Below are 24959 nucleotides of genomic sequence, written 5' to 3'. Positions count from 1 at the left end.
TCTACTTTTTTTGACGCTTGGCAGCGCGGCCAATAATTTCGACGTAGAATGATTGAAGTTCATCTTTTTCAGCTTGATTGATATGCTTATCAATTTCTGTAAGGTGAACTTTTTCGGCATCACTTTCGATAGCGCCAAACTTACAATCAAAGTCCCAGAAGTCGAAACCCTCAGGTAAAGTCTTACGGCGATTGCGTTTGAGGTATTTTCTGATGTCAGCTTTAATCGCTTCAATCATGCGTGGATACTTAATTTTTGGGTGAGCAAGTTGAAAAGTTTTTTTCATGATATTCCTAGTTTAATTGCGACCATTATAGTGGGTTGCATCAATAGTTCGAATCAAGTTGTCATCTTTATTGCTTTTTCCTTAGGGATTCGACAAAAGCAAATTTTTTTGCATCTGGGGCCAAGAGGGCGAATTTATCGTGCCTTGTCCACCATTGAGTCAATACAATATTTTAGATTTGAATATCTGTGGCGCTATTGGCCACGCCAATAACTTTATCATCTTCATCTAAAATCAAGATACATGCACCGCCAACCTGTAGCACACTATTAGAGCCACAGCGCATTTTCCAGAATTCAAATAAACCAATGAGGATATCATGTTTGCGAGCATCGTTAAGGAGGTCGTCAGTGGCAGTAATATAAAGGGTTGTTTTGAAGTTGCCTTTATTGTCTTTATCTAAGGCATAAATGCGCGAAGCTAAGGTGACGCCATTTTGTCTTTGTTGAGCTTTTAAACGATCGTAGAATTCTTCAACAACAAGCTTTAAGTGCTGCGGTGTTTTACCCTCAACAACCTTGCTGCCAATACTAGGAGGATCAAAATCAAAGCTATTGGCTTCAGCAACAGTATTTTTATTCATCGGTTTTTCAGTGATCGCATTTTCAAGGCGGGGAAGCTCTTGAGACAGTTCGGGAAGAATCATCTCTGGCCTAGAACTTAGTCGCTCAGGATCACGCATATTAGGATTTTTAGCGATTTCATCGGCTAAGTTTCTGAGTTGACTCAGGGATTCCACAAAGAGAATGGGGGCATTTTCTGATGTGAATATTTTGCCCTTGCCAGCACAAGAGCGACAATTGGAGAATATGATTCCTGCACCAGCACATTTAGCGCAAGACCCCGTGCCTTTACATGTAGGGCAATCTTTGCGCACGATTTGTGCGCTCAGGCCTTTATAGATGACCATACCCTTTTGGCATGCGTTGTTGGAGCATTGACCCTGTTCACAGGAACGACAATCGCTTTCGTTTTGTCCTTCTCCAGAGCAAGTCGGGCAAGTTTTGAAAAAGTCTGAGCCATAAGCAAAGGCAGTCATTTCTTTACCCATGCTTTTTTCAACCGCCGCACGATACGAGCTCGTTTTTGCATGCTTATTTTTAATGAGACCGAGCAGTGTTGTTTTAGTCACGGCCCCTTGCAAGATCGGATTTTTTATTTTGAAACTAAGTTTCGCTAAATTGTATAAGCCCCTCGCCTCATTTTCGGCGATGTCATTTAAGGCTGTATTGATAAGTTTAACACTTACTTCTAAATCTTCTCCTTGTGTGATACTCTCTTCAGGTAACTTCGTCCCTTCAATATTGACGACTTCAGTATTAGGAGCCTCGAAAATAATGGGGTCTAGAGAGCTGATGGTATGACCTGTATTACGCTCGTGATTGGAGGCACTTATAATAACCAAAAGTCTAAACTGTTTTTTGAGTTCAATATTTAAAGAGGGGTTATCTAGGCTCTTTATTTTATCGAGGTAAGTTTCATTTAGTTGCGATTTATTTGGATCAAATTTTTGATCTTTGAGTTGGTAGAGCGCGAGTAATCGTTCAAGGATTAGGCTTTCACTGGATAGGGAACTATCTTCTAAGAATAATTCTATTTGTGGGCTGCCAAAATTAGGAGAAGCATTATTGATGCCATTTTTAATTATCTGTAGATCGGCAGAGTCCAAAGCAGATAGTGAATTTATGAGTAATAAACACAAGAGATAAAAGATTTTTTTCATTTTAAACTGTTCCATATGGCAAAATAATGTATTTTTATAATCAGAAACTATAGCAAGTTTAGACAAATTTTCTATAAAGAGTATTCAATAATAAATGGAAGTTAAATTGAAAAGAAAGGTTTTTGTTGGAGATATCCATGGCTGCTATACTGAGTTCCTAGACTTATTAAAAAAAGTTAATTATGATCCTGTATCAGATCGCCTTATTTCTGTGGGTGATATAATCAATAAAGGTCCTCAGTCAGCCGCGGTATTAGATTACTTCATTGCTAATACATTAGAAGTGGTCAAAGGCAATCATGAGGACTGGCTTCAGAGAGCCATAGTAGGTGAGTGTAAGATGTATGCTGAAGGAGAAAAAATCATTGCCGACTCAGTCTATTCAAAAAAAGAAATCCTTTCTTGGTTAGAGTCTTTACCACTGTACATAAAGGAAAAAGATTTTATTGCGGTCCACGCCGGTTTATCTCCCTATGCTAAAATCAAAGATACGGTAGCAAGAGATTTATTTACGGTTCGCTATGTCAACAAAAAGACGAAAGAACTTTTTGCTAAAGATAAGCACGCAAATGATTTAACGCCATGGTATGAAGAGTATGCCTATTTAAAGCCGGGTAAGCGAGAAATTATTCACGGTCACTGGGCTAAAAAGTCCGTTTGTGAATACGGACGTATTATGGGACTCGATACCGGCTGTGTTTATGGGGGCCATTTATCGGCTTACCTATTTCCAAGTAAGCACATTGTACAAGTGAAAAGTAAGCAGCAGAAGCAGTTCAATTATTAATTATTCTTTACGATTACCCATCTAACGCCGCAAGGTGAGTACGAAGTACTCAATTCGCCGGGTTAAGGGCCGGCAGGTCCTTGCGGGGAGCTCGAGGGGCAGAGCTCCCTCGTGTGCGAAGCACCAGATAATAAATCTACGGCATCATCTACCTAATCGTGTTACTCTTTGACGGCGATGCAGACGAAGGGATTTTTTCCTGCCTGAGATTTGTCTTGCAAGCTAGAGAAATTGATTTGACTAAATCCTGCTTCCAGTAACCATTCTTCGACTTGAGCTTGGTCAAAACCCAACCATACAGAGCCAAAGCGTTCGCGCGTGCTTTCGTCTTCGTGGCGATTCATATCGACAATGATGATGCGACCCTTATCGACACAGCGATTGGCAATCGATTTCAATAAACTTTGAGGACTGGGGATTTGGTGCATAACAAAGTGCAAGAGTAGGGCATCACACTGAGGGATCTTAAGTTCCCCAGAGTTGAGGTCATTTTGAACAAAATTTATCTGACCCAATTTATTTTCTTCGGCCCGTTGTTGGGCTTTCGCAAGCATCACTTCACTCTGATCCACCGCATAGATTTCACCATCAAAGCGATCAAGTAGGGGTAGAAGCAAACCCGTACCACAACCGAGATCGGCAATTTTCATTCCCTTAGGCGCAAAGCCTGGCAAGGCAAATACTGCCGCGCCAGGATGATGAAGAGAGGAAATAACTTCATCCCATTGATCGGCGAGGCCGTGCATTACCGCCCGACTTTCTTTCGCGCGTTTTTGAATGACTTTTTCCAAGCGAGATAAATCGGGATGATCGAAACCCACGAGTGTATTGATATACTCAGCTAAGCTAGGGCAACTCTTATTTAAGTTAATGGCAGTATAGAAAATTCGAGTGCCATCACGCCTATCATTGAGTAAATTTGAGTTTTTCAGGATCGCTAAGTGACGCGATATTTTCGGTTGGGGTAGGGTGGTGATCTCACAGATTTCCTGAACATTCAGTTCTTCTTTTTGCAAAATACGAATGAGCCTTAAGCGAGTTTCGTCGGCAAGTGCTTTGAGAATGAGGGTGTGATCTTCGTCACTGAAGGTATTTTTTAACATGTCTTTCCTAGAGATAATCCTGATAATCCACGAAAGTATCATGAATAGTCTGGATTTTCCATGCCTCTTTCCCGCTCTCTTGGATAAATTCTTTGCCCGCAGGAACTTTACCCAAGCCTCCTGGGACGTCGAGCACATAGAGTGGCTGTGCTAAGCCAGATAAGGTCTTGCGCAAATCGGCAGTGATTTGACGTCCATTTTCGAGGCTCACACGAAAATGACTCGTTCCCTGAGCTAAGTCGGGATGATGGAGGTAGTAGGGCTTTACACGGATTTCGAGCAGACTCCGAAAGAGCTTCTCAAGCTTCTCAGTTGAGTCATTAATATTTTTGAGGAGGACACTTTGACTGAGCAGTGGCAGACCACTTTTACTCAGGCGTTTAATAGCTTTTTTCACATCATCACTGAGTTCTTTATGGGAATTGCAGTGCAAGATCAGGTAAGTCGCTTTTTCACGATCCAAAACTTCTAAGAGCTCGTCCGTCACTTTCTCTGGAGCCACCAGTGGGATGCGTGTGTGAATGCGAATGATTTTCACATGCTCAATGGCTTCGAGCTCATCGAGAATAGCACTAAGTTTTTTTGCTGAGAGGCTTAGTGGGTCACCACCAGTTAAAATCACTTCCCAAATCTCTTTATGATCTTTGATGTAATTTAAGGCCTTTTTGAGTTCACCTTGGCGTAAGATCTCATCTGCTTGGCCTACTTTTTCGCGACGAAAACAGAAGCGGCAATAGACGCTACAGGTATGCAGGGGCTTCAGTAAGACGCGGTCGGGGTATCTATGGGTGATGCCTTTGACCGGGGTGAAAGTTTGGTCTCCAATGGGATCGCGTAATTCTTCAGGTAGTATTTTGAGCTCATTTTCACTCGGTAGGTACTGCTGACGAACTTCCTCGTGCTCAAAAGCCTTAATGACTTCGGGGCTCAAGCTAACTTGAAATTGCTCGGCAACTTTTTCGATGGCCTCTATTTTGTCTTCAGCAATTAACTTATGCTTGAGTAAGTCGCTGCTAGTGCGTAGGTAAGTCATAAATTCATAGTTTTTTTATAGAGGATAAAAATGAGGCGTCGTTTCAGAGTGTACATTAAGGAGCATAGGATAAAGCCTAATTTTTAAAATAAAATCTCGAGGACTTAAGATGAATCAATGGTTAGATAAAAAATGTAAAGCTTGTGAAGGCGGAGTAGATCCCTTGAGTGAAGTAGTGATAAATGATTATTTATCAACGATCCCTGGCTGGGAATATAAAGATTTGCGTTTATCGCGAAAATTTGATTTCAAAAATCATTACCAAGCCATTTCTTTCGTCAATGCCGTGGCATGGATTTCTCATAGCGAGAATCATCATCCGATGATGGAAGTTGGTTTTCGGGATGTCACTATTTATTACTGGACTCATGCGATTGACGGCATTAGTGATAACGATTTTATTTGTGCGGCTAAAGTCAATAATTTACTGACCTAGCTTTTCACCCAGGTCGGAGGCATATTTAAAGCTTTTCACCCAGGTCGCGGGGGCATACTTGATAGTATTTAAAGCTTTTCATTCAGGCCGCGGAGGCTCTCCGCCCGCCGGAGGCATTATAAAATCTAATTCATCATATTCATGCCGTAGGTATAACGCTTTTTACCCAGGCCGCGGAGGCTCTCCGCCCAACGCTATTAAGTTCCTCATAACTCATTGGAGGAGAGCACTTTTTGGTTTTTTGGAGAATTTTGTCAAAGCAGATCATAAGCTGGGAGCGCGGGCGTCTCGCCCGCATTTGTCATAATATCCATTAAATTCACAAGCGTAAGCGTCAATTGAGCTGAATATTTGAATGCCTATTTCGAAAAAAAGTCTATTTCTTCCAGTTTTGTGGTAGGAGTTCCATTAAATTTTCTTTTGGGTGATCAATGATTCTCCTGAGCACATCCTCTAAGTATTCTTTTGGATTGATACCCAGCTTACGACAAGTCTGGATTAAGGAGATGATATTGGCAGCCGCTTGGCCGCCTTTTTCACTGCCGAAGAAAAGCCAGTTTTTTCTACCAATAGTAAGCGGACGAATAGCGCGTTCACTCACATTGTTATCTATGCGAGCATCCGGATAAGCAAGAAAAGCTTTAAATGCTTCTTGCCGTTTAAGTAGGTACTCCATTGCCGTTTTGAGTTTGCCTTTGGGCTCACATGCTTTGTAGTAATGATCTTGAATCGTCTTTAATAGAGCTTCAACAAAAGGCTTTGTTTTCCTATTGCGAAAGCTCTGTCGCTTTGCCGAAGTACCAAGCGCCCAAGCATCCTGTTCGAGTTCAAAGAGCTTATCCATCAAAATAAGCACTTGTTTACAGAATTCGTTTGGATTGGGTGTGTCAAAAAACTTACGCCTGGCATGAGCCCAGCAAGCCTGCCAATCGATACCATCAAGCTTATCCATTTTTTCATACGCAGCAAAAGCATCGGCATGAAAAACTCCTTGAAAGTCTTTCATTCGATCTAATGTATGGGAGTGTGAACGGTCTTTGGTGAATTCGAACCAAACGAGAGGAGGGTCTGGACCATCGCCGCCGACATAAACCCAAATCCGACCTTCTTGAAGCTTACCTTTACCTTTTGTTTGAAGCTTAACAGGGCTGTCATCTGTAAAAACTCTTGATGAGTTTAAAATTTGATCTCGTAATAAATCACCTAAAGGTTGGAGAGTTTTTCCTAACTGGAGAACCCAGTTGGAAAGCGTTTGTCGCGCAATAGTAAGTCCATCTCGTTTGAATTGCTCTTCGATACGATAAAGAGGTAAATGGTCGGCATATTTTGAAATGAGTATATGTGACAACAAGCTCACATCAGCACGACAGCCTGTTATCGGATGGCTGGGAACTAGAGCGGAGATAACTCCTGCCTTGGGCTTATTTGGAATATTGTATTTACGTACACGAGTCTCTATGACTTTGTAACGACCATGAACATAAACAAGTTTTTCTGATGTATCGAATCCCATGAGTTTCAGTTCTACACCAGTTATGGGATCAACTTTTTCATCTTCGGGCAAATCAATGATTTTAATTTCGCGTTCAGCATTCTCAGGGAAATTGAAATGCGTAAAGGGCTTGCGTTTCTTCTTCTTTTTTAGGGTATTTACTTTGGGTTCTTCATCTCTTTCTGGTGAATTTGAATCGCCCAGATCCTTAAGGTATTCAGTCCACTCAGGAAAAGTATCTGAGTTATCAAAGACTACAGTCTCTTTTTTACGACCATACAGCTGGGCTTTTAGATAGGTGTTTTCCTCTTCTAAAAACACAACTTTTTTGGTGAGGTCTGAGATAGTTTTAGTCATGAAATAATATAGCATAACCCCATGATTTTTCAGCTATAAAACCAGGCTATTTGATCTTAAAATAGGCCCCTTTACAGCAGTGGATCATTAGCAGAAATTCCCGAAAACTAAGCTCAGTTTTAGCTTCGGACATGTCGCTAAAAGTTCCGCGCTCCAACTGTTTATTGAAAATACAAAAACCACCTTCATCCCAGTAGAGACCTTTCAATAAATTACGCCGTCGATTTATGAAAAGGTAGACATCTCCTGCAAAGAGATTTTCCAGATTACTTAACGCGGTTAAGCCATTGAAGCCTTTGCGGAGGTTCACGGGTTCGGGATGTAGTTTTAACTTACGATCTTTAAAATATTCTAACATTGTATCTCCTGGGGTAAGCCCAGACTCTAATTCAACTACTCTCCCTCGGGATATGGTTCAAATTGCCCTTTACTCACAAGCAGATCATTACCTGGGAGCGCGGGCGTCTCGCCCGCATTTGTCATAAGAACTTACATTCGAAGATGTAAAGAAACTTAATAGAATTGGCTCCTAATGGTAGGGAACTTAAGAGATATTTGGGCTCGAAGAGCTTAGGAATGGTGCCATGGACGTAAGTCCGTGGTATTTGAATAACAGAATCGTGCGTGCCGAAGGTACGCTGCAGAGCTTTAGCTTCATACCTTCGGCATGAATATCATTTTTTTAACAATACCCACCGGATAAATCCGGTGGGTACCATACTACATACCTTCGGCATGTGCTTAAATGCCCATCCATTGAGGCAGAGCCCCATATATTTTTATCGCCTGTGTGGCAGCACCCTCCGGCGGGCGGACTCGCTTCGCAAAAATGTACCGAAAAACCTATCTACGCTGAAATATCAGTTTTGTGCGGGATTCGCCAGCGGAATAAATTGTAAAGCATTATCAAAATCGCTGATGATATCTTCAAAGCCTGCGTCCTTTAAAATTTGCAGCTTATGAGTATCACAGCTCTTTCCATCATTTTCATCGATGGCAACGCCAATGCATGGACACTTTAATTCTCGTCCGGCATTGAGCTCTGTTAAACCATCACCAATAATTAAAGTACTCTTGACTTCATACTTATAATCCGCAATTGTTTTACGAATGGATTGAGGTTTATAGGGCATCGCTAAATGAGTTTCAAAGCCTTGGATATGTTTGAAAAAATGACTTAAACCCAGAGTTTTACATTCAAAAATGAGTTTTTCGTGACTCGTGCCCGAGAGCAAGTGCAATTCATAACCAAGTGCTTGTAAATCTTCTAAAAATTTTCGAGCACCCAGAAGCATCAGGCTTTCTAATTCACCAGATTCTTTGCACTCATTCACGCGTTGGTATTCCCAGTCACTCGAATAAATATCGAATTCATCTATGAGTCTATCAAAGTCATAAGTTATTTTACAGAAATCAAGAATATTTGCGAGTGCAGAGATCTGTTGAACAATGGTGGTGCCTGGGGCCTGAGCAATCCACTCATCACACATGCTTCGAGCTTCTTGCGAGAGTTCGGGACTGAGTGTTGTCTTATCCGTGAAGATTTTGCTCAAGAAAAATTCTTTCATTTTATCTTCCCAACCACAGCGTACGCGGGTGAGAGTACCATCAAAGTCAATTATAGCAGCAGGTTTATTCATTTTTCTTGTCCTTTTGAGCTTGGCGACGCATTTTAAAAAAGCTTTGAATTAAGAGCCGACAATCTTCTTCACAGCAATGGCCCTCACTAGGGACTTTATGCAGGAGTCCATCGTGATCGTGAATATCAAACGCACCGCCACAACCCCCGCCTTTATCATCAGCTAAGCCAAAAACAACGCGATCAATACGAGAGTTTACTAAAGCACCCGCACACATCGGGCAGGGCTCTTTGGTGACATAGAGTGTGCAACCATGCAGGCGCCAGCGGTCGAGCTGAGCCGAGGCTTGAGTGAGAGCAAGGATTTCGGCATGAGCGGTAGCATCTTTGAGCATTTCCACTTGATTCCAAGCTTTGGCAATGACTTCATCTTCGTGAACAATGATCGCCCCAATGGGGACTTCCCCAGCTTGAAAAGCTTGCTCAGCCTGACGAATCGCCATGCGCATATAATGTTCATCTGAAAAAGTGATCGGGGCATCTACTTCATCTTCAAAAAAGCCTTCGTCACTCATGATTTGAGTTTTCCTTGATCGAGGGAAAAGACTTTGGTGGCATGTTTTTTGAGTTGGTGATCATGTGTCACCATAACAATCGTTTTTCCCTGTTTGCGGAGTTCGCTAAAAAATTTAATCAGCTCGGCAGAAGTATCGGGATCTAGATTGCCAGTAGGCTCATCCGCTAAAATAATATCGGGATCATTGATCAGGGCGCGACAAATGGCGACCCGTTGTTGTTCACCACCAGAAAGGGCTCCCGGATGATGGCTTGATCGTGAACTGAGGCCAACGCGATCAAGTAGTTCTAAGGCGCGTTTTTTTGCCTGAGAGCTGCGGCTACTGAATTGTGCCGGAAGCATAACATTTTCGAGGGCAGTGAGCTCGGGGATGAGCTGAAAAGATTGAAAGACAAAGCCCAATTGTTCTTGTCGTAATTTGGCTTTGGCCATAGCAGAGAACTTGGCGTAATCTTTTCCCTCTAGCATGAGTTGACCGCTGTCGGCTTTATCGAGCGTTCCGATAATATTGAGGAAAGTTGATTTGCCACTGCCAGATGAACCAATGAGCATGGCCCAGTCGCCTTTATTGATTTCTAGGCTCACCTTATCTAAAACTTGGATGCGACCTGCGTCAGCAGATTTGTAATGCTTGCAAATATTTTTTGCGGATAAGAATTTACTCATTGGATTGCAAAGCCTTAACTGGGTTGACGGAGACCGCTACGAAAGCAGGAAAGAGTGAGGCGAGGGAACAGATAATGATCGCACCCCAAAAAATTAAATGTACATCCGCAGGTAATATCAGCATCGGTACACGATCAAGCATATAAAAATCGGCATCCCAATTTCCTAGGCGAGCGACCACCCATTCGCGATTGTGCAAAGTGAGTAAGCCACCAATGAGCCCCAGTGTTGAGCCTAGAATGCCAAGCACGAGACCTTGAATTAAAAACACCCACATGATTTGAATCGGGGTGGCACCAATAGCTTTCAGCACCCCGATTTCTCGTGTTTTTTGGAGCACAAGTGAGAACAGGCAAGCGGCGACGCCCACGGCGGCACCACCGACAATGAAGAACAGCACCAGCGTCATCATCGTTTTTTCTTTTTTAACGATATCAAAAAATTGCTTTTTCTTGTATTGCCAAGGATAGAATTGCGCCTTCTTGTCAAAGAAATACGGGTCACTTGAAAGCGTTTTAGCCACTTCTTCGGCTTTGGTCGGTTCGGGAATCGAGAGGTCCAGGCCTAGAGACGCCCCCCAATCTTGTTCCAGAAGTTCGTTGGCACTATCGAGATGAATGAACATCAAATTTTTGTCGATATCGACATAGCCAGTGCGAAAAATTCCCGAGATGGTTAGTTCCAAAGCCATGTTGAGATAGACATCATCAACTTTGCCTTCTTCTTTTTGAAGGAGCAGCTTACCATATTTTTGCGGTGAATGCACAATGATTTTATCGCCTAAGGCGACACCTAGCATGGTCGCTAAGCGACTGGAGATGAGCGCTTCTTTAGGATCTAAGCGGTATTTACCATTTTCATCGAGGCCATCAATAATATAGGTATTGAGTAAGGAGGCTTCTTGATCGTATTCAGCAAGAATCCCCTTAGCTAAAAATGATTTTATACTCTTGTCCTGCTGAATGAAAATCGGCATTTGGGTATAGGGCGAGCACTTAAAATCGTAAGTCTTTTCGAGGTGATCCATCATCTCGAGGTAATCAGGAAAAAACTTGCCATCATAGCGACTAATCGAGATATGAGATTCCACTTCCATAATTTTCTTTTGAATCTCATGAGGGTGCCCATTCATGACACTCATCACGACTAATAAAACTCCCACGCCCAGCATGGGTCCAAGACAGGAGAGCCAGGTGACGATCGATGAGATGTTTTTCTTGGGCTTTAAATAACGCCAGGTAAGAAAAAAGATGCCTTTCATTAAATTCCTCTTAGTGATTTCGCTCAAATTAAAGCAGGCTCAAAGGCTTACAAGCTTACAGCCCAGAACATTCACGATTTATTCATGTTCGCTTCGCTCAAATTTTGAATGTTTAATTCTCAATTTTAAATTGTTAGAGACTCGTTTCATTTCTGTGATTTGTAGTTCCGTTCTCTCTTTTTCATTAAAAATTCAACATTTAAAATTATTTTCACCTGCCTTATCTGTTCGATCTGTGGTTCCGTTCTATTTTTTTAATTCAAAATTCATCATTTAAAATTATTGTCCTCTATCCTCTATCCTCTATCCTCTGTCCTCTGTCCTCTGTCCTCTGTCAGGCGAATGCCGTTCTTTGAGTTCGCTTGCGAAGCGTTCTTTCATCTGCCCTATCTGTTCGATCTGTGGTTCCCCTCTTTGAGCGAAGCGATCTTTCAGAGCTTTAGCCCGATCTTATCTCTTTCAGGCGAATGCCGTTCTAAACACAAAACTCCCGATAAAAAGACCCCTTGCTGTCAATTAAGTTACCAGCGCAGTTATTAATCCCGTATACTAAAAAATAAATTTAGATAAGGAAACTCACTAATGAAATACGGCTATTTTGACGATCAAAACAAAGAATACGTAATCGAAAAACCTGATACTCCGAGTTCTTGGAGCAACTACCTTGGCTCAACTCGTTATGGCGCAATCATTACCAATAATGCTGGTGGATATAGTTTTTTTAAATCTGTGGCCCAAGGGCGTTTCACTCGCCTGCGTTTTAATGCCGTTCCCATGGACCAAGCGGGACGTTATATCTATATTCATGATGCCGAGAGCAAAGATTATTGGTCAACTTCATGGCAGCCCGTGGCAAAACCCTTGGATCAATACAAATCTGAGTGTCGTCATGGCTCAGCTTATACCAAAATTTCATCAGATTATTCAGAAATTAGTACAGAGACAACTTTTTTTGTGCCCCTAGATGCTGATTATGAGTGTTGGTCAACAAAGGTCAAAAATAAGGGTAGCAAACGCCGTACGCTAAAACTCTTTACTTATGTGGAGTATGGTTGCAATTGGAATGCGGGTGATGATTTAAATAATTTGCAGTATTCGCAATATATCACCAATATGAATGTGGTAGATAGCATCATTAGTCACGCCTCCAATGTTAATCTTCCAGAAATGCCCGACGATTTCGAAGAGAAAGATCAGGCGCGATATACATTTTTAGGTGCCGTGGGAGTAGAGCCAGTCGCTTACGATACGGATCGTGAAGCTTTCTTGGGGCCTTACCGCACTTATGCCAATCCCATTGCAGTAGAGAAGGGTCAGTGCAGTAATTCACTGGCAAAAGCCGGCAATCCTTGCGGAACATTGCAATTCGAAATCACCCTTGAGCCGGGCGAAGAAAAAGATTTTGCGATTTTTATGGGCATTGGTCGCGCAGAGAAAGAAGGCAAAGCAGTAATCGAAAAGTTTGCGAATCTCGAACTTATAGACGAAGAATTTAATAAGCTTAAAAATCATTGGCATTCGAAGATGTCACAAATGTCAGTACAAACACCTGATAGTGATGTCGATTCTATGCTTAATATGTGGAGTCAATTCAATAGCCTCATGACTTTCTTTTGGTCACGAGCGGCTAGTTTAGTTTATTCCGGAGCACGTGATGGCTTGGGCTATCGCGACACAGTGCAGGATATGCTGGGTGTGATGCACGCAATTCCTGAACTCGTGCAAGAGCGCTTGGAATTAATGATCACGGGACAAGTTGCTAGCGGTGGTGCCATGCCAGTAGTGAAACCCTTTGCTCATCGACCAGGTTTTGAGAAAGAACCCACACCTGAAGAATTCCGTTCAGATGATGCGCTCTGGTTATTTAATGCAGTACCTGCCTATGTCAAAGAAACGGGCGATCTCGATTTCTATCATAAAGTTCTTCCTTACGCAGATAAGGGTGAAGGCACAATTTTACAACACTTGCGTCAAGCAATTGAATTCAGTATCAAATATTCAGGTGCCCATGGCTTCCCATGCGGAATGTTGGCCGATTGGAATGATTGCCTAGAATTGGGCCAAGAAGGTGAAACTGTATTTGTGGCTTTCCAGCTACGTTATGGACTCAAAACTTATATCGAAATTTGTGAACTCTTGGGCAAGTTAGAATCGGAAATTACTTGGGCTCAAGCAGCGCTCGAAAAACTCGATAAAAACCTGCATGATCATGCTTGGGATGGCGAGTGGTTCTTACGTGCTTATCGTGATGATGGCTTGAAATTTGGTTCGAAAGAAAATGATGAGGGCTCGATTTTCCTTAATACACAAACTTGGTCAGTGCTTTCTGGTCATGCTTCTGAACAAGAGCAGAAATCGGCAATGGACGCAGTTCATAGTGAGCTAGCTACGGATTACGGCGTCATGCTTTGTGCACCACCATTTGTTAAGACTGATTATAAAGTGGTTCGTGCCGCACTCTTTAATCCTGGCCTCAAAGAGAATGCCGCTATTTTCACTCATACTCAGGGCTGGACTATTATGGCCGAAGCCATGCTTGGCCGTGGTGATCGTGCTTTTGATTATTATAAATCGACTCTTCCAGCCGCATATAATGATCGCGCTGAACTCAGACAGATTGAACCCTACGTCTATTGTCAATCGACAATTTCCAAGTTCCACCCCCTTGAAGGAGCTTCAAGATTACCTTGGTTAACGGGTGCCGCCACTTGGGCTTTCTATGCCGCTTCTCAATATATTATTGGTATTCAACCAGATTATCATGGCTTAACAATCGACCCCTGTATTCCGAGCCATTGGGATAAATTCCAAGTCAGTCGCCAATTCCGTGGCGCCACTTACCAAATCACGGTGACAAATCCCAATAAAGTCAATAAGGGAATTGCTTCCATTAAACTCAATGGCGAAATCATCGCGGGCCAATGTCTACCCCTATGTGCCAAAGGAAGTCAAAACTCAGTTGAAGTGATTATGGGCTAAACGCGCTTCGTGCTGAGTTTTTAAAAGTTGGCAGTTATCAGAAAAAGTTAACCACGGAAAACACTGAAACAAAGGTCGGGTTTACAGTAAAAAGTCATAAGATGAGTACTGAAAGCACGGCTAAAGGTAGCCTAGGGCGTGAGCCCTAGGGGAAATGATCATGAAAGTTCAGGAGTTCTGAAAGAACGCATTAAGGCCAGGTAAAAGACCACCACGGATCTAGCTGATAAAACAGATAAAAAAGTTGGCAGTTATCAGAACTCAGTTGGCAGTAAAAGTTAAATGTCGCGATCTTTGAGGCGAACGCCGTTCTTTGACTTCGCTTGCGAAGGTTCTTCCCAAACTCTCAACTTAGCCAACTTGTTGGCGTAAACTTAGGCCGAAGGCCGTTAACTCAGTGCGCAGCACGTCACCTCAGCGTAGCGTCACCTTAGGAACTTGTTCCGTCTTCCAGCTCATTTTAACTTAGAGAGTTTATTTTTTGAATAAAGTCGGTGAAGCTACTTAGATGTTTATCGAGAATAGCTAAGACAATCGGCCCCTGTAAGTCTTGATAATCATGTACGGCAATATTTCTAAACCCCACCATTGCCTGAAGCTCTTTACTTAAATTTGAATCTATCATTTGTTTTTCTTCAAGGATTTTAAAGGCATCACGAGAAGTTTGGGGGATACCTAGTTTTCCTTGAGCAATGAGGTGCATAGCTAGATCAATAGAGGCTTCACAGGCGCGTTGTAAATTCAAAATAATAGAATCTTGAATAGTGAAAGAACTCAAATAACGTTCGTGCGAATTCTGATACTCTTCATCAATTCGTTTGAGGCAGCGCTCAATCGTATTGAGCTTATTAAATTTCACATCATCAATCATGATACGGCCGTTAAAATTTCATGTCGTTCTTCATTGAGTTTCGCATAGAGACTATAAGTTAGATAAGAAAAACGGTTCCAATGATAGTCATTGCTTATCTGCAGGATAGTTCCACTTGTCAAAATATTGTAGGCAAAGACGGTGCTAGCATTTTGAAGATTTATGAGGTTGATGTCACAATTGAGTTCACTTGCTAATGCCTCAGCTTTGCAAAAAACATCGTATTCACTGAATGATTTTGAGCTCAAAAATGCGATGTCAATATCACTATCTTTACGAGCACAGCCTTTACTATGTGATCCAAATAAGATCAGTCCTTCAGGGTGGAGTTCTTGAAGGGATTTTATAATATGTTCTGTATTAATTGTAATCATCCCAAAAGTTACCCTTCCCTATATGATTTACAAATTTTTTAAGAAAAAGTACTAAAGGCGATTCAGTCCTTACTTCTCCCTCTCCCTCTCCCTCTCCCTCTCCCTCTTTCCTCTTTCCTCTTTCCTCTTTCCTCTTTCAGAGCTTTAGCTCGGTCTTTCCTCTTTGAGGCGGGACGCCGTTCTTTCAGTTCGCTTGCGAACGTTCTTTCAGTCTTCAAGCGCAACGGTCTTTCAGAGCTTTAGCTCGGTCTTTCCTCTTTGAGGCGGTACGCCGTTCTTTCAGTTCGCTTGCGAACGTTCTTACTTCTTAAAAATCTGCTTAAAAATCTTAAAGTTTTTGAAGAAGAGTGTCGTCCAAGGATTGAGGCCATTGCGACGCATGACGCGCATATCTTCTTTTGATTTATTAATTAGCGCCTTGAGATTGCGGTTAGAAGCGCCACCAACACGCATTTTCACCGTAACTTGAGGCAGGTAGATGGGGCTGATATCATATTTATTGAGGATGCGAACCATGAAGTCGTAATCCGCAGCAATTTTCATTGAGGTATCGAAGTATTCACCTGAGGGCAACTTCGCCAATTGATAGATATCCTTGTGAAGAAAAAGCGTGGGGTGGGGTGGCATCCAACCTTTTTTGAGCTTAGCTTTTTGGTATTCACCACTAGTCCAAAAACGTTTAATTAGGGAAGTATCATTCTTATCGACGTATTGCAAGTCAGAGTAAATCGCTTGTGAATTATTTTTTTTCAAAGCTTCAACTACATCCTTGATGACATCGGCGTGGGCATAGATATCATCGGAATGCATAAAGCCAATAAAGTCACCCGTGGCTAAGTTAATGCCCTTATTCAAGGCATCATAAATCCCCTTGTCGGGTTCTGAGGTGTACTTGGCAATGCGATTCCCATAGCTTTCAACAAGCTCTTGTGTGCCATCACAGGAGCCACCATCAACAATGATGTACTCAATATCTTCATAGCTCTGCCCAAGAACGGAATCAATTGCGGACTTCAGTTCTTTAGCATTATTATAGCAAATGGTGATTATAGATATTTTCATTTTTTGATAGTGAGTAGTGTTTAAAGATCAGGTGCCTTGAAAGAGGAAAGATCGCTACGCTTAAAGACTGTTCAGTCTCTGAACGGAAAGATTTATTCTTTTAAAGAAGCGATAAGCCCTGAGGTCATTTGAAGGATTTCTTTTAACTTAGTTCTGAGATCATTGTAGCTTGATTCAGGAAAGTAATTGAGTTTAAATGCAATGATGATTTGTGTATTGAGTTCAGCAGCAGAACCTTTTGAAATATTAAGAAAGCGAATGAACTCTTTATTAGAATTTCTTTGTGAACCCTCTGCAATATTCGAAGGGATAGATACGGCAGCTCTTTGCATTTGATCCCTGAGGCCATAATCCTTACAGTTATGCAAGACTTTATAGATTTCAAGACTCAAATTTAAGGATTGTTTCCAAACTTCAAGTTTCTCATAATAATGAACCATCTACCCTCCCCGTTTTTTCATTTTTTTCTTGAAGCCGAAGGCGCTCTTACCTCTTACAGTTCGCTTGCGAAGGCTCTTTCAGCCCAGGCACTGAGCATTCATACAGCCGAAGGTGCTCTTTCAGGCGGTACGCCGTTCTTTAAGCGCAGCGTTCTTATTCCCCTAAAGATGACTCAACTGCCCCTTACCAATGGGATAGACATTGAAGCCAATATCATAGAGCTCTTGATGGTTGACAATATTACGACCATCAAAGAGGAAAGCGGGCTTATTCATTTTTTCGTAGATCTTCTGGTAATCGAGATCTTTGTAGAGCTGCCATTCAGTGAGGATACAGATGGCGTCAGCACCTTCGCAAGCCTTGTAGGGATCTTCTTCTAGAGTGACGAACTCTTCGAGGCCAGCTAAATCAGTCTTGGCATAGCCGAGGGCTTGAGGATCTGAGACAGTGACGCGCGCATGCTCTTCGCAAAGTTGATGGACCACATTAATTGCAGGGGATTCACGAGTATCACCGGTATCAGCCTTGAAAGCAAAGCCGAGCACGGCAATCTTTTTATCTGAGACAGTATTAAACATCGTGCTCACAAGTTTGTCCACAAAGCGCGATTGCTGATGATCATTTATGAGGATGACTTGCTCCCAGTAATCCGCTTCAGCTGCGAGGCCATAAGTACGGCAGATATAAACTAAGTTGAGGATATCTTTTTTGAAGCATGAGCCACCAAAGCCAATGGAGGCTTTAAGGAATTTTGAGCCAATGCGGGAATCCATACCAATTGCGCGCGCCACTTCACTCACGTCCGCTTCCGTGGATTCACAAAGGCTAGAAATACTATTGATCGAGCTTACACGCTGCGCAAGGAAGGCATTCGCAACGAGTTTTGAGAGCTCAGAGGACCAAGTATTCGTGGTGAGAATTTTTTCGCTAGGGACCCAATTGGCGTATATCTTGACCAACTCCTGGGTGGCAGCTAAGCCAAGCTCATTTTGGCGACCACCAATGAGAACGCGATCGGGATCATGAAGATCAGTAATGGCAGTACCTTCCGCTAAAAATTCAGGATTGGAAAGGATTTCAAAATGATATTTAGAATCACCCGAATGCAAGATCTTTTCTAGCGTCTCGGCGGTACGTACCGGCAGGGTGGATTTTTCGACGACAATGAGGTCTTTTGAAGCATGCTTGCGGATTGTACGCGCACACTTCTCAATGAATTCCAAGTTGGCAGCAACTCCGGCACCCTTGCCGAAAGTCTTGGTCGGCGTATTGACCGACACAAAAACCATGTCGGCTTTGGCAATATTAGCTTCGATCTCAGTTGAGAAAAAAAGATTGCGGCCACGAGCTTCTTGTACGACTTCTTCGAGTCCGGGCTCATAAATGGGAAGTGAATCGGAATTCCAAGCATCAATACGTGCTTGATTGAGATCAACAATAGTGATATTCAAATGAGGACATTTTTGGGCGACAACAGACATGGTCGGTCCACCGACATATCCAGCACCAATACAGACGATATTTTTAATTGACATTTTTTACCTTTGCGTTTTAAAATTGATAGCGCCTTCGGCTTGATAGCGCCTTCGGCTTGATAGCGCCTTCGGCTTGATAGCGCCTTCGGCTTGATAGCGCCTTCGGCTTGATAGCGCCTTCGGCTTGATAGCGCCTTCGGCTTGATAGCGCCTTCGGCTTGATAGCGCCTTCGGCTTGATAGCGCCTTCGGCTTGATAGCGCCTTCGGCTTGATAGCGCCTTCGGCTTGATAGCGCCTTCGGCTTGATAGCGCCTTCGGCTTGATAGCGCCTTCGGCTTGATAGCGCCTTCGGCTTGATAGCGCCTTCGGCTTGATAGCGCCTTCGGCTTGATAGCGCCTTCGGCTTGATAGCGCCTTCGGCTTGATAGCGCCTTCGGCTTGATAGCGCCTTCGGCTTTAAATATTTTTCTTAAGTGACCTTATTAAATTAATGAGTTTAATCGAGATAGTATTAACTTTCTCGTTCAATGATTTATACTGATTTTCGCTAATATAGTCTAATGATTTACAAATTTCTATTTGAGTATCAACTTCACTGAGGGATCCATTAGCAATATTAAGGAAATGTACGTATTCTTTCAGGGATCCCCGTGCAGCACCTTCAGCAATATTACTAGGAACAGAAACACTTGCACGCCTAATTTGTGAACTTAGACCATAGATTTCATGTACAGGAAATTGTATTTTATATATTTCAGAAACAAGTCCCATGCTAAGTTGCCAAGCTTCAAGTTTTTATGTTTTCTATTCATGTCTTTATGATCCCCGTTTTGCTGTTTACGTTCGTGCCTCACTTGATAGCGCACTTCGTGCTGTACAGAAGCTCCGCTTCGCTCTCAGGCAACTTGTTGCCGCTCCCCGCGAAGCTTCCCTAAAGCTGAATCTCACCTGCTAAAAGCTTTGCGAAATACTCAATTGTCGGCTTCAGGCCTTGTTCAAGTTTGATTGTTGGTTCCCAGCCAAGCATTGCTTTGGCTTTGGAGATATCCGGCTTGCGGCGAGTTGGGTCATCCGAGGGTAGGGGCTCGAAAACGATTTGGCTCTTGGTATCAATTTGGGCAATCACTGCCTCGGCGAGTTCCTTGATGGTGAACTCATCAGGATTGCCGATATTGATGGGGCCGGTAATAGAATCATCCGAATTCATCAGCGCTTGCATGCCATCGAGGAGGTCATCCTTGAAGCAAAAAGAACGCGTCTGTGAGCCATCGCCATAGATGGTGATATCTTTGCCCTGCAAGGCCTGAACAATGAAATTACTGACCACGCGGCCATCATTGGGGTCCATTTTTGGGCCGTAGGTATTGAAGATACGCATTACTTTGATGCGTGTCTGATGCTGACGAAAATAATCAAAAAAGAGTGTCTCGGCACAGCGTTTACCCTCGTCATAGCAGGCACGTATGCCAATGGGATTCACATCACCGCGGTATTCTTCCACTTGCGGATGAACTTTTGGGTCACCATAAACTTCCGAAGTAGAGGCCTGAAGAATTTTGGCATTATTGCGCTTGGCAAGGCCAAGCATATTGATGGAACCCAAGACGCAAGTCTTGGTGGTGCCAACAGGGTTTTTCTGATAATGCGGCGGAGAAGCGGGGCAAGCCAAATTATAGATTTCTTCCACTTCCAAGCGAATCGAGTCACAGATATCGTGACGAATAAATTCAAAGCGGGGATGCTGTAAGAGGTGAGCTATATTCTGTTTATAGCCAGTTTGCAGGCTATCAAGGCAAATTACGTTGTGACCTTCATTGATGAGACGATCACAGAGATGAGAACCTAAAAAACCGGCGCCGCCAGTTACGAGTATGTTTTTTGCCATAAGTTTTTCCGAGTTTTATATAAAAGTTAACGCGCAATGCGCTGAGAAAACGGCCTTTGGCCTAAGTTAACGCGCAATGCGCTGAGAAAACGGCCTTTGGCCTAAGTTAACGCGAAGCTGAGTTTACGCCAATAAATGGGCTGAGTTATCAGAGGATTGAAAGTAGAAAGATCGATCGCTGCGCTCAAATTTTAAATGTTTAATTCTCAATTGAAAAATGATGTCATCAAGTTAGTTACACTTGAGAGGAACCACTAATTAAGCGAATGAAACGAATTCATAAATACTAAACTACAGATCTATCGCTACACTTGTAATTGATGGTGGAGATAAAGACGAAAATTTTAAACACTGAAAACACTGAAAACACTGAAGGCACGGAAACAAAGGTCGGGTTTACAGTAAAAAGTCATGAAGTGAGTGCTGAAAGCACGACGAAAGGTAGCCTAGGGCGTGAGCCCTGGCTTTTATACACTTTTTTGAAGGGCTAGGTTAAAAGATATTTTGAGGATTATTTTGCAGTTCATTTAACAAGTCTTTGTGTTCTTGTTGAAATTGCAATACGGTCAAGACATCCATCATACCCCTGGATAAAATTGTTGAACCAATGGGGTCTCGCCTTCGTCCTAACCAACCGCCTCTACGAGCGATAAGAGCAAAGAGTCTCAAATTGATGTCGATCTTATCATCATTTGGGTGTTTCATGGCTTCTTTGACTTTATGGTATTCCTCATCGTCGAGAGAAGCTGATTGACTAATACCCGCAAGACTTCGGAGTTTCATGGTCATTTGAGCTGCAATAGTTATTAAAACTAGGTAACGGGCGACTTTGGAAGCTGAATTATAGCGTGCTTGCTCCAATTTATAAGTGGTCTTTAAGAGGCGAAAAAATTCCTCAATTTTCCACCTCAATTCATAAATTTTTCCAATATAGGTCATTTTTTCTAAGGTATCTACATCCCTGTTTGTAAAAAGAATCCACAACAAAGGTTCTTCACCTTCAGGAGGGTTAAGTTCTTTGATAACAACTAAATTGACATCTACTGCTTGCGGGGTTTTTATATATTTATGATTTCGTTTGGCCTGACGATATAAGCTGATTGGTACACTGCCTATATGTAATTGCGCGTTACGTTTAGCATTTATCTGCTCCGTTACTCGACCGCGTCCATCTAAGGGCAATTCCTTATAAGGACTGAGTGGGATATACTTGATAAGTTCACTAATTTTTGTACAGACATATCCATCTTTCATGGGATGTCCACCCTGTTTTTTTACAAGAGCGGATTCAGGTAACGCGTCAAAATTTGGTGTTTGAACATTCCGAATACTCTTGGCTCGCAGTACAAAATCATGGTTTTTATCCATCGTGGCTAACATGATAAAAATATCATCAAACTCCCGATCTCCTACATGAATTGGGTTCCACTCTTTCAAGTGCTCTGCACTAGCGCGAATATGAGAGACCATTTGGTGTTTATGCGGATATTCTTTTGGTTTTTTAGCGCAAGCACCTCACCCATATAGGCTTGTGCTTATTTTGATTAAAAAGTGTAGCCAGTAAAATATAATTATTTCATATTGATTTTTATGTTTTTACCTTTATTTTATCAAAAATAATCCTAAAAAGAGTAGCCAGTATGTATCTCGAGACCATAAAATCTAAGCGCAACGGAAAAATCTATGTGAGCCATCTCGTTCGTGAGACTTTTCGTGAAGACGGAAAGATCAAGCATCGCACGCTCAGTAATGTTTCGAAGTTACCCCCAGCTCAATTATTGGCTCTAAAGAATAGTCTCAAGGGCAAGAAAGGTGATTTTAACCTGGAGGACTTACGGCACGGGCGCAGCTATGAATTTGGTGCGAGCTACGTCTTCATGGAGCTCGCTAAGAATCTCGGGCTCGATAAAATGATTTTCTCTCAAAAAACTCAGTGCCGAGAGGATGTTTTGGCGATGATTGTGGGGCGTCTGGTTTATCAAGGCAGTAAACTCAGTCTAACGAACATGTACCAAGATACATTTCTTTGGGCTCTCGCCGGGCATGAACTCGGAGTTCGTCCAGATGTTGAAGCCCATTGCTACAAGCCCATGGATGAGCTACTCGAGCGAAAAGATAAGATCGAACGCAAGCTTTCAAAAAAACACCTAGAAGACGGCTGTATGGTTCTATACGACATGACAAATACATGGTTCGAAGGCAAATATGAAGATTCAGATTTAGTCGCATTTGGAAAACCTAAGGGTGGCAAGGTAGGCTACAAACAGATTGCCATCGGCCTGCTCACCGACAAAAAAGGCTGCCCCGTTGGCGTAGAGATATTTAAGGGTTCTACCTCAGATCAGACTACAGTATTGGGCGAGGTGAAAAAGCTTTCCGAGAAGTATGGGCTTAAAAACCTCATCTTCACAGGAGATCGAGGCATGCTCACCCCGAAAAGAATTGCTGAAGTTAATGAAATTGATTACAGCACCATCACGGCTCTAACTCATTCTCAAATTAAAACTTTGCACGAAAAAGATAATATCCAAATGGAGTTGTTTGACTCCAGGAGTATCCTCGAAGTAATGGATGACGACAACAAGAATATACGCTACATGCTGTGCAAAAATGAAAATACAATGAGGGATGAGAATGCAACTAGACGAGCTCTTATCGCTAAAATAGAGAAGGAATTAACTCAGAAGTCCAGCGTAAAACAGAAGCGTCAACGCGTGAGAGTGGCGGCCAGTGTAGGCCGTTTATTTGAGCGCTGTAAAGTGGAGAAGTTTTTCCAATGGGATGTGGACGATAATGGGAAATTAACCTGGTCGCTTAATGAAGAAAAAGTGAAGCAAGAAGAAAAATTCGACGGCTGTTACATAATTCGAACTGACGCGCCCAAAGAAAATATCGGTAAAGATGAGACGGTATTAGCTTATAGAGACTTACAAAAAGTCGAACAGGCCTTCAGAAACCTAAAGACCGTTTCTCTTGAGTTGCGGCCAATGCACCACAAAACCGATGAGCGCTTAAAGTCACACATTTTTCTTTCTACCTTAGCGTATTACATACAGTGGAATGCGACGCAATTACTAAAGCCACTATTTGACGAAGACGGAAAGTACAAAGAAAAGCGCTGGACTTTCCAGCATGTCGTTGAGCGCTTAAAATCTATACGTATAACTGAGAACTTAATTGACGGCGTTGTTGTCAAAAAAGAGGTCTCTCAACCCGATGAAGAACAGCAAAAAATTCTGAATCTACTAGGGGTGAAACTCAAGTAGCCAGTATTTTTTTATTTTGAACAGAACTTAAATCATTGCAATTAAACAGGTTAAGTTCGTTTCAGTCAAAGAATATCCGTTTATGGTTTTCTTTGATTTCTTCTAAATCATCTGTGCTCAGATATTTCTTCAGATACGAATCTGAATAATCCACCATATCCACATCGTCAGGCCCATCACAGTTAACTAGACAATCGTGAAGAACGCCTAGGACACCTCCATCACTTGGGTTGACCGCAAGGTTACAAACATACTCATAACCTTTCCCTTTGCCGTCACCAATAGCTCGTCGATCTTCCTTGGTAGTGTGATGATAATAGTCTAATAATGAAATATCGTTCATGACTAGTACATCACTTCCTTTGGGGTGATGTGCTAAGCTGAGCTCACGACGAAAACTACGCAAAGCCTTTAAACTAATATTTTCATTATCCATAAAACGATACGTAGAAATAACTTCACTCCAAGGAAGAGTACTTGGGGACCTACCCGCTATTTGACATGATGATCCCGTAGGTGAGTTGCTATATAGCTCCAGCTGACGTAGAAAAGCCTTCTTCGTAGAAAGATGTTTCATCCCAACTTTTTGAGCAAGTTCATGCCATAGCTCCAGTTCTTTTTCCGCTATCATTTTAATCACCTTCCATCGATTGATTTATATTGAAATAATTACCGATATCACTATAGTGATATCGGTAATTATTTCAACGAATAAAAGGGGCTTTATAATGAGTAAAACTGATCAGGAAATAAAAGCACGAATCGAAAGAATAAAACAGGAAATCTCTGAACTAGGAGAACTCCGACCTGGAAGTATTTCACAACAATATAATGTGTGTGGAAACCCCAGCTGTAAGTGTAAAGACAAGCAGGATCCCCAAAAGCATGGGCCATATCATAAGCTTAGTTATAGGAGAAAAGGCAAAGGATATACACAGTTCATAAAAGAAGCAGATCTACACAATGTTTCAGAGCAAATTCACAACTATAAAAAACTTAAACAATTGACTGGTGAATGGATAGACCTTTCCCTCGAATTATTAGCTCTTCAAAAAAGTGTATAAAAGCCAGGGCGTGAGCCCTAGGAAATATGATTATGAAAGTTCAGGAGTTCTGAAAGAACGCATTAATGCCAGGTAAAAGACCAACACAGATCGTGCGGATAAAACAGATTTAACCACGGAAAACACAGAATTCACGAAAATTAAAAAGAGCTTGATAGCCATAACAGATCTATTACAGGCTAATGAATTTGTCATCCCCTGGGTACGCCAAGCACCAGCTTGGCATGGCCTCCAAAACCGC

The 24959-nt window shown here is 42.3% G+C and carries 23 protein-coding genes and 1 pseudogene; 5 read left to right on the top strand and 19 right to left on the bottom strand.

All coding sequences use genetic code 11. The annotated features are described in order from the left end of the window. Window position 1: 1 nt before the first annotated feature. Window positions 2-286, bottom strand: coding sequence for a DUF6172 family protein (locus PQO03_RS20685; protein ID WP_274153089.1), 285 nt, complete (start codon window positions 284-286; stop codon window positions 2-4). A gap of 172 nt (window positions 287-458) precedes the next feature. After that, window positions 459-2009, bottom strand: a complete 1551-nt coding sequence (locus PQO03_RS20680; RefSeq protein ID WP_274153087.1) for a DnaJ-like cysteine-rich domain-containing protein — start codon at window positions 2007-2009, stop codon at window positions 459-461. A 106-nt stretch (window positions 2010-2115) separates the two neighbouring features. Between PQO03_RS20680 and PQO03_RS20675 the strand changes: the two genes are divergently transcribed. Then, window positions 2116-2796 (top strand): metallophosphoesterase, encoded by a 681-nt coding sequence (locus PQO03_RS20675; protein ID WP_274153085.1) that lies wholly within the window; start codon window positions 2116-2118, stop codon window positions 2794-2796. A gap of 161 nt (window positions 2797-2957) precedes the next feature. Here the strand turns inward: PQO03_RS20675 and PQO03_RS20670 are convergent, their stop codons facing one another. Together PQO03_RS20670 and PQO03_RS20665 are read right to left on the bottom strand one after the other, a co-directional pair. Next, entirely contained in the window at window positions 2958-3899 is a 942-nt protein-coding gene (locus PQO03_RS20670) for an ArsR/SmtB family transcription factor (RefSeq protein ID WP_274153083.1), read from the bottom strand. A gap of 7 nt (window positions 3900-3906) precedes the next feature. Next, window positions 3907-4932 (bottom strand): lysine-2,3-aminomutase-like protein, encoded by a 1026-nt coding sequence (locus PQO03_RS20665; RefSeq protein WP_274153081.1) that lies wholly within the window; start codon window positions 4930-4932, stop codon window positions 3907-3909. Between the two features lie 109 nt (window positions 4933-5041). Here PQO03_RS20665 and PQO03_RS20660 point away from each other — a divergent pair, with 109 nt between their 5' ends. Next, window positions 5042-5368 (top strand): 4a-hydroxytetrahydrobiopterin dehydratase, encoded by a 327-nt coding sequence (locus tag PQO03_RS20660; protein ID WP_274153079.1) that lies wholly within the window; start codon window positions 5042-5044, stop codon window positions 5366-5368. Window positions 5369-5744: 376 nt separating this feature from the next. Here the strand turns inward: PQO03_RS20660 and tnpC are convergent, their stop codons facing one another. The 6 genes from tnpC to PQO03_RS20630 form a co-directional block, all read right to left on the bottom strand. Continuing rightward, window positions 5745-7217, bottom strand: a complete 1473-nt coding sequence (tnpC, locus tag PQO03_RS20655; protein WP_274150713.1) for an IS66 family transposase — start codon at window positions 7215-7217, stop codon at window positions 5745-5747. A 46-nt stretch (window positions 7218-7263) separates the two neighbouring features. Further along, window positions 7264-7575, bottom strand: coding sequence for an IS66 family insertion sequence element accessory protein TnpB (gene tnpB / locus PQO03_RS20650; RefSeq protein ID WP_274150714.1), 312 nt, complete (start codon window positions 7573-7575; stop codon window positions 7264-7266). A gap of 502 nt (window positions 7576-8077) precedes the next feature. Beyond that, a complete protein-coding gene (locus PQO03_RS20645; protein WP_274153077.1) occupies window positions 8078-8857 on the bottom strand; it encodes an HAD family hydrolase in 780 nt (259 codons plus the stop codon). Beyond that, window positions 8850-9371, bottom strand: coding sequence for a tRNA adenosine(34) deaminase TadA (gene tadA, locus PQO03_RS20640; RefSeq protein WP_274153075.1), 522 nt, complete (start codon window positions 9369-9371; stop codon window positions 8850-8852). The genes PQO03_RS20645 and tadA overlap by 8 nt, the downstream gene beginning before the upstream one ends. Then, a complete protein-coding gene (locus PQO03_RS20635) occupies window positions 9368-10039 on the bottom strand; it encodes an ABC transporter ATP-binding protein (RefSeq protein WP_274153073.1) in 672 nt (223 codons plus the stop codon). The genes tadA and PQO03_RS20635 overlap by 4 nt, the downstream gene beginning before the upstream one ends. Beyond that, window positions 10032-11300 carry an ABC transporter permease gene (locus PQO03_RS20630; RefSeq protein WP_274153072.1) on the bottom strand — a complete coding sequence of 423 codons (1269 nt, stop codon included), beginning with the start codon at window positions 11298-11300 and terminating at the stop codon, window positions 10032-10034. Before PQO03_RS20630 ends, PQO03_RS20635 begins: the two co-directional genes overlap by 8 nt. 582 nt (window positions 11301-11882) lie before the next feature. On the opposite strand from PQO03_RS20630, the gene PQO03_RS20625 reads away from it, so the two are divergent. Further along, entirely contained in the window at window positions 11883-14279 is a 2397-nt protein-coding gene (locus PQO03_RS20625; protein WP_274153070.1) for a glycoside hydrolase family 94 protein, read from the top strand. A gap of 460 nt (window positions 14280-14739) precedes the next feature. Here PQO03_RS20625 and hepT read toward each other — a convergent pair whose 3' ends face one another. From hepT to PQO03_RS20585, 8 genes and pseudogenes are all read right to left on the bottom strand, one after another. Continuing rightward, entirely contained in the window at window positions 14740-15150 is a 411-nt protein-coding gene (gene hepT, locus PQO03_RS20620; RefSeq protein ID WP_274153068.1) for a type VII toxin-antitoxin system HepT family RNase toxin, read from the bottom strand. Further along, window positions 15147-15524 (bottom strand): type VII toxin-antitoxin system MntA family adenylyltransferase antitoxin, encoded by a 378-nt coding sequence (gene mntA / locus PQO03_RS20615; protein WP_274153066.1) that lies wholly within the window; start codon window positions 15522-15524, stop codon window positions 15147-15149. The genes hepT and mntA overlap by 4 nt, the downstream gene beginning before the upstream one ends. 300 nt (window positions 15525-15824) lie before the next feature. Continuing rightward, on the bottom strand, window positions 15825-16586 hold the full coding sequence (locus tag PQO03_RS20610; protein ID WP_274153064.1) for a glycosyltransferase family 2 protein: 762 nt from the start codon (window positions 16584-16586) through the stop codon (window positions 15825-15827). Window positions 16587-16678: 92 nt separating this feature from the next. Further along, window positions 16679-17026: a four helix bundle protein gene (locus tag PQO03_RS20605; RefSeq protein WP_274153062.1), complete on the bottom strand. Its 348-nt coding sequence runs from the start codon at window positions 17024-17026 to the stop codon at window positions 16679-16681. A gap of 162 nt (window positions 17027-17188) precedes the next feature. Next, window positions 17189-18562, bottom strand: a complete 1374-nt coding sequence (locus tag PQO03_RS20600; protein ID WP_274153061.1) for a nucleotide sugar dehydrogenase — start codon at window positions 18560-18562, stop codon at window positions 17189-17191. A gap of 397 nt (window positions 18563-18959) precedes the next feature. Next, a pseudogene (locus PQO03_RS20595) lies at window positions 18960-19286 on the bottom strand (four helix bundle protein); the annotation flags it as partial. A 148-nt stretch (window positions 19287-19434) separates the two neighbouring features. Continuing rightward, a complete protein-coding gene (locus PQO03_RS20590; protein WP_274153060.1) occupies window positions 19435-20388 on the bottom strand; it encodes a UDP-glucuronic acid decarboxylase family protein in 954 nt (317 codons plus the stop codon). A gap of 492 nt (window positions 20389-20880) precedes the next feature. Next, a complete protein-coding gene (locus PQO03_RS20585; RefSeq protein WP_274153058.1) occupies window positions 20881-21825 on the bottom strand; it encodes a transposase in 945 nt (314 codons plus the stop codon). Window positions 21826-22028: 203 nt separating this feature from the next. Between PQO03_RS20585 and PQO03_RS20580 the strand changes: the two genes are divergently transcribed. Further along, window positions 22029-23654: an IS1634 family transposase gene (locus PQO03_RS20580; protein WP_274153057.1), complete on the top strand. Its 1626-nt coding sequence runs from the start codon at window positions 22029-22031 to the stop codon at window positions 23652-23654. Window positions 23655-23715: 61 nt separating this feature from the next. Here PQO03_RS20580 and PQO03_RS20575 read toward each other — a convergent pair whose 3' ends face one another. After that, on the bottom strand, window positions 23716-24285 hold the full coding sequence (locus PQO03_RS20575) for a hypothetical protein (RefSeq protein ID WP_274153056.1): 570 nt from the start codon (window positions 24283-24285) through the stop codon (window positions 23716-23718). Window positions 24286-24382: 97 nt separating this feature from the next. Here PQO03_RS20575 and PQO03_RS20570 point away from each other — a divergent pair, with 97 nt between their 5' ends. Then, window positions 24383-24718, top strand: a complete 336-nt coding sequence (locus PQO03_RS20570; RefSeq protein ID WP_274150887.1) for a DUF6788 family protein — start codon at window positions 24383-24385, stop codon at window positions 24716-24718. Window positions 24719-24959: the final 241 nt, after the last annotated feature.

The organism is Lentisphaera profundi, from assembly GCF_028728065.1.
In the GTDB taxonomy this organism is placed as follows: Bacteria; Verrucomicrobiota; Lentisphaeria; order Lentisphaerales; family Lentisphaeraceae; genus Lentisphaera; species Lentisphaera profundi.
The sequence above is the reverse complement of the archived record's forward strand: the minus strand, read 5'-3'. Positions and strand labels throughout refer to the sequence as shown.